This is a genomic window from Streptomyces sp. KLMMK (genome assembly GCF_036961605.1).
GTDB classification, from domain to species: Bacteria; Actinomycetota; Actinomycetes; order Streptomycetales; family Streptomycetaceae; genus Streptomyces; species Streptomyces telluris.
Genome location: NZ_JBAMDC010000432.1, coordinates 1 through 5,184 on the forward strand (window position 1 = coordinate 1; position 5,184 = coordinate 5,184).

The window sequence follows — 5,184 nt, forward strand, 5'->3', positions numbered from 1 at the left end:
TCCCTGGTCACCCTCACCCTGCTGCTGACCACGCCGGCCGTGCTCGCCGCGGCGATGCTGCGGCCGCGGGGCGGCGGTGGCGGCGGCCGCCGCGGCTGACGTCCGTACACCCCGGCGGCGTGGTCGTCCGCACCGCCCGCCGTCCCGTTCCCGGTTCCCCCCGCTCTCGTCTTCCGGAGGTTTCCCTTGTCCGAGTGGCTGGTCCTGGTCCTCGCCATGGCCGCGGCGTGCGCGGTCGTGCTGACCATCACCGTGCTCCGGGAGCGCAGGCGCGGCGAGGACGACGACCCGACCGAGACGCCCGACGTCATCGAGTACATGACGATGATGATCGGCGTTGTCTACGCCATCGTGCTGGGCCTCGCCATCGCCGGCGTCTGGGAGGCCCGCAACAGCGCGCAGGACCAGGTCCGCGCCGAGGCCCAGGCGCTGCACGAGGTCACCGAGCGGGTCCAGGCGTACGCGCCGGCGGCCCGGGACCAGGCGCGCGAGGACGTCAACACCTATGTGAGCTACGTGGTGCACAAGGAGTGGCCGGTGATGCTCAAGCGCGGCGAGCTCACCGACCGCGGCGCCATGCTGCTGGACAAGGTGCGCGAGGACCTCACCTCGTACGAGCCGCGCAACGACCACGAGGGCCAGTCCTACCAGCCGCTGCTGGACCAGATCGGCGCCGCGGACGCCGCGCGCAACGCCCGGGCGCAGAGCGCGGGCGACACCATGCCGGGCGTGGTGTGGTTCGGCCTGGTCGCGGGCGCGCTGATCGCCGTGGGCCTGATCTTCACGCTGCAGATCCGGCGCTCGCCGCGCGAGCTGCTGCTGGCCGGTCTCTACAGCGCCCTGATCGCCTTCCTGCTCTTCCTGATCTGGGACTTCAACTCGCCCTTCGGCCACGCCGTCGCCGATTCCACCGCGCCGTTCACCGATCTGTTCGCCATCTGACGGGCAGGTGCTTGAGGCCGTTCTGGAAGTTCGACGTCAGGCGCACCGGCTCGCCCGCCCGCTCCAGGCCCGGCCGCCGGTCCAGGACGGCCCGCAGCACGGCGCGCATCTGGGCGCGGGCGAGGTGGGCGCCGGGGCAGAAGTGCGGGCCGTACCCGAAGCTGACGTGGTCGTTGGGGGTGCGGGTGACGTCGAAGCGGTCCGGGTCGGGGAAGACGCGCTCGTCGCGGTTGGCGGAGGGGTGGAAGACGGCCACCTTCTCGCCGCGCCGGATGAGCTGCCCGCCGAGCTCGGTGTCGTGGGCGGCGGTGCGCCGGAAGTGTACGACCGGCGGCCAGTAGCGCAGCATCTCCTCCACGGCCGAGGGGACCAGCTCCGGCCTGCCGCGCAGGAGCGCGAACTGGTCCGGGTGGTCGAGGAGCGCCAGCAGGCCGCCGGGTAGGGCGTTGCGCGGAGCCTCGCTCCCCGCGACGGCGAAGAGGAAGAACATCATCTCGAACTCGTCCCGGGTGAGGCCGCCTTCGCGCATCAGCGCCATCACGCTGCCGGGCGCGGGCCGCTCGGCCAGGGCATGGGCGTAGTGGAACATGTCGGCCAGCGCCTCGCGCGAGCGGGGGTTGACCGGGCGGCCGTCGGGGCGGGTCCGCGGGGCGGGGCGGCGGGCGAGGGCCGCGCGCCCCATGGGAGTGAGCCTCTCCCGGGCGGCCGTGTCCGACAGCGCGTAGTCCGCGTCCTGGTAGCCGACGATCCGGTTCGCCCAGTCGTGGATCAGCGCCCCGTCCTCCTGCGGCACGCCCAGGACGTGCGCCAGGGTGCGTACGGGAAGCTCCGCGGAGAGCTCCGCGAAGTCCGCCTCGCCGCGTTCCGCGATGCGGCCGACCAGCGCCCGGGCCCGCGCCTCGATCACCGCCTCCAGCTCGCGGACGGCGCGCGGGGTGAGGGCCGAGGCGACGATCCGGCGCAGCCTGCCGTGGCCGGGCGGGTCCTGGTTGAGCATCGTGGTCCGGACGAACCGCAGGTCCGCCTCGGTGTCCGGGTCGCGCAGCTGGGTGGCGCCCAGGTGCGAGGAGAACGTCTCCGGGCTGCGCAGGACGTGCTTGACGTCGGCGTGCCGGAAGACTGCCCAGAAGCCCCGGCCCGGCGGCCAGGGGCCGACGGCCGGCTCGCCGATCCGGCACACGGGGCTGTTCTCCCGCAGCTCCCGGAAGCGGGCGTACGGCACGCCGCGGGCGTAGGTGCCGGGCAGGAAGACGTCGGCGGTCACCTGTTCTACGGTCACGCGGGGACCGTAGACCCTCCTCTGGCGGGCGAGTCAAGGGCTCGCCACAATGTGGGGGTGACCATCGGCCGGTACGGCGGACGGAGGTACGGACAGTGACGGAAACCAGGTTCGACAGGGCGGGCCCGCCCCGCGTCGTCGACGAAGCGGAGGCGGACGCCCTGGTCCGCGGGATCTGTTTCAAGACGGGCCCGCCGCGGTTCCTCGGCGTGGAGCTGGAATGGCTCGTCCACGACCTGCAGGATCCCTCCCGGCCCGTCTCCCCCCGCGTCCTGGCAGCCGCCGCCGACCGGCTGCGGGCGCTGCCCCTGAAATCCCTGATCACCATCGAGCCCGGCGGCCAGCTGGAGTTCAGCTCCCGGCCCGCGGAGTCCCTCACCGCCTGTGCGGAGGAAGTCTCCGCCGATCTGGCCACGGCCCGCCCCGCGCTCCGCTCCCTCGGCCTCTCCCTCGCCGGCTACGGCAAGGACCCCTGGCACCCTCCGCGCCGCGTCCTCGCCACGCCCCGCTACCGGGCCATGGAGGACTTCCACGACCACTGGGGCGGCGCCGGGCGCACCGTGATGACGAAGACCGCCTCGGTGCAGGTCTGCGTGGACGCCGGGCACGAGGAGCCCGGGCCGCTCGGCTTCGGCCGGCGCTGGCGGCTGGCGCACCTGCTGGGCGCCGTCCTCGTCGCCGCGTTCGCCAACTCCCCCCTCGACGGGGGCCGCCCCACCGGCTGGCGCTCCACCCGCCAGGCCTGCTACGAGCGCATGGACCCGGGCCGCACCCTGGCCCCGCCCGAGGACCTCGACCCGCGGGCGGCGTGGGCCGCGTACGCCCTGGACGCCCGGATCATGTGCGTGCGCCGCGACGAGGGCCCGTGGGAGCCGCCCTGGGGTCTGGACCTGCGCGGCTGGACCCGTACGGGACACCCCCGGCCCGTCACCGACGACGATGTCGCCTACCACCTGACCACGCTGTTCCCCCCGGTGCGGCCCCGGGGCCACCTGGAGCTGCGCATGATCGACGCGCAGCCCGGCGAGGACGGCTGGCTGGTGCCGCTGGCCGTCACGGCCGCCCTCTTCGACGACCCCGTGGCCGCCGAGACCTCCTACCGGGCCGTGAAGGCCCTCGCGGACACGGCGGGCCCGGAGCCCGCTCCCCGCAACGCGCTCTGGCGCAACGCCGCCCGCCACGGCCTGGCCGACCCCGAGCTGCACGCCGCCGCCGTCACCTGTTTCGCCGCCGCCCGCGAGGCCCTGCCCCGGCTCGGCGCAGGCCCCCGCATCCTGGACGCCGTCGACGCCTTCACCGCGCGGTACGTCGACCGCGGCCGCTGCCCCGCCGACGACCTCCTCGACCGGTTCACCGGCGGGAAGCGGGCCGGCGGCAGGGCCCCGGGCACCGGCGAGGACCACGTCCCCGGCAAGGAGAACCCCGTATGACCGCACCCGGCCCGGACCCCGACGTCCTCCGCCGGCGCGCCACGGACGCCCTGCTCCGCGCCCGTGCGCGCACCGGACTCCTCACCGGCTGCGTCGGCGACCGCGACCTGACCGCCCAGCACTCGCCCCTGATGTCCCCGCTGGTGTGGGACCTGGCCCACATCGGCAACCAGGAGGAGCAGTGGCTGCTGCGCGCCGTGGGCGGGCACGAGGCGCTGCGCCCCGAACTGGACCGGCTCTACGACGCGTTCGAGCACCCGAGAGCCGCGCGGCCCGCGCTGCCGCTGCTGCCGCCCGCCGAGGCGCGCAGCTACGTCGCCGACGTCCGCGGCCGGGTCCTGGACGTGCTGGAGGCGGCCCCGCTCGACGGCCGTCCGCTGACCGCGTCGGGCTTCGCGTTCGGCATGATCGCCCAGCACGAGCAGCAGCACGACGAGACCATGCTGATCACCCACCAGCTGCGCCGGGGCCCGGCCGCGCTCGGCGCGCCCGCCCCGCCGCCCGCCCCGCCGGACGCCGCGTTGCTGCCGCCCGAGGTGCTGGTCGAGGGAGGCCCGTTCACGATGGGGACCTCGGCCGAGCCGTGGGCCCTGGACAACGAACGGCCCGCCCACCACCGCTTCGTGCCGTCGTTCTTCATCGACACGCTGCCCGTGAGCAACGCCGCCTACCTGCGCTTCATCGAGGACGGCGGCTACGGGGACGCGCGCTGGTGGCACCCCGAGGGGTGGCGGCACGTCCGCACCCACGAGCTGACGGCCCCGCTGTTCTGGCGGCGCTCGGGCTCCGGCTGGCTGCGGCGGCACTTCGGCACCGTCGAACCCGTGCCGCCCGAGGAGCCGGTCCTGCACGTGAGCTGGTACGAGGCCGCGGCCTACGCCGCGTGGGCCGGGCGGCGGCTGCCCACCGAGGCCGAGTGGGAGAAGACCGCCCGCCACGACCCCGGCCCGGGCCGCTCCCTGCGCTATCCGTGGGGCGACGCGGACCCCACCCCCGACCGTGCCAACCTCGGCCAGCGCCACCTGCGCCCGGCTCCCGTCGGGGCGTACCCCGGGGGCGCCTCGCCGCTGGGCGTCCGGCAGCTGATCGGCGACGTGTGGGAGTGGACGTCCAGCGACTTCCTGCCCTACCCGGGCTTCAGGGCCTTCCCCTACCGGGAGTACTCGGAAGTGTTCTTCGGCAGCGCCCACAAGGTGCTGCGCGGCGGGTCCTTCGCCGTGGACCCCGTCGCCTGCCGGGGCACCTTCCGCAACTGGGACCTGCCGGTCCGCCGGCAGATCTTCGCCGGCTTCCGCACCGCACGCGACGCCGAGCCCGCCTGATGTGCCGTCACATCGCCGTCCTGGGCCCGCAGGAGCCCATCGGCGCGAGCCTCGCCGATCCGCCGCACTCCCTGGTGCGCCAGTCCTGGGCGCCGCGGCGGCAGCGCCACGGCACGGTGAACGCGGACGGCTTCGGCGTCGGCTGGTACGCCGAAGGCGACCCGGTGCCCGCCCGCTACCGGCGCGCCGGCCCCGTCTGGGCCGACCTGTC

General features: G+C 75.2%; 4 protein-coding genes and 1 pseudogene. 4 read left to right on the plus strand and 1 reads right to left on the minus strand.

The annotated features are described in order from the left end of the window. The first annotated feature begins 186 nt into the window (after positions 1-186). Complete coding sequence (locus V7793_RS32970; protein WP_336013385.1) at positions 187-942, plus strand: bestrophin-like domain; 756 nt, start codon at positions 187-189, stop codon at positions 940-942. On the opposite strand, the gene V7793_RS32975 is transcribed toward V7793_RS32970, so the two are convergent. Then, positions 920-2,221, minus strand: coding sequence for a cytochrome P450 (locus V7793_RS32975; protein ID WP_336013386.1), 1,302 nt, complete (start codon positions 2,219-2,221; stop codon positions 920-922). The two genes, V7793_RS32970 and V7793_RS32975, sit on opposite strands and share 23 nt — an antisense overlap. A gap of 95 nt (positions 2,222-2,316) precedes the next feature. Here V7793_RS32975 and egtA point away from each other — a divergent pair, with 95 nt between their 5' ends. From egtA to V7793_RS32990, 3 genes and pseudogenes are all read left to right on the plus strand, one after another. Next, positions 2,317-3,651: an ergothioneine biosynthesis glutamate--cysteine ligase EgtA gene (gene egtA / locus V7793_RS32980; protein ID WP_336013387.1), complete on the plus strand. Its 1,335-nt coding sequence runs from the start codon at positions 2,317-2,319 to the stop codon at positions 3,649-3,651. Further along, positions 3,648-4,973, plus strand: a complete 1,326-nt coding sequence (gene egtB, locus V7793_RS32985; RefSeq protein ID WP_336013388.1) for an ergothioneine biosynthesis protein EgtB — start codon at positions 3,648-3,650, stop codon at positions 4,971-4,973. Before egtA ends, egtB begins: the two co-directional genes overlap by 4 nt. After that, positions 4,973-5,184, plus strand: a pseudogene (locus tag V7793_RS32990) (class II glutamine amidotransferase); the annotation flags it as partial. The gene egtB and the pseudogene V7793_RS32990, both read left to right, overlap by 1 nt.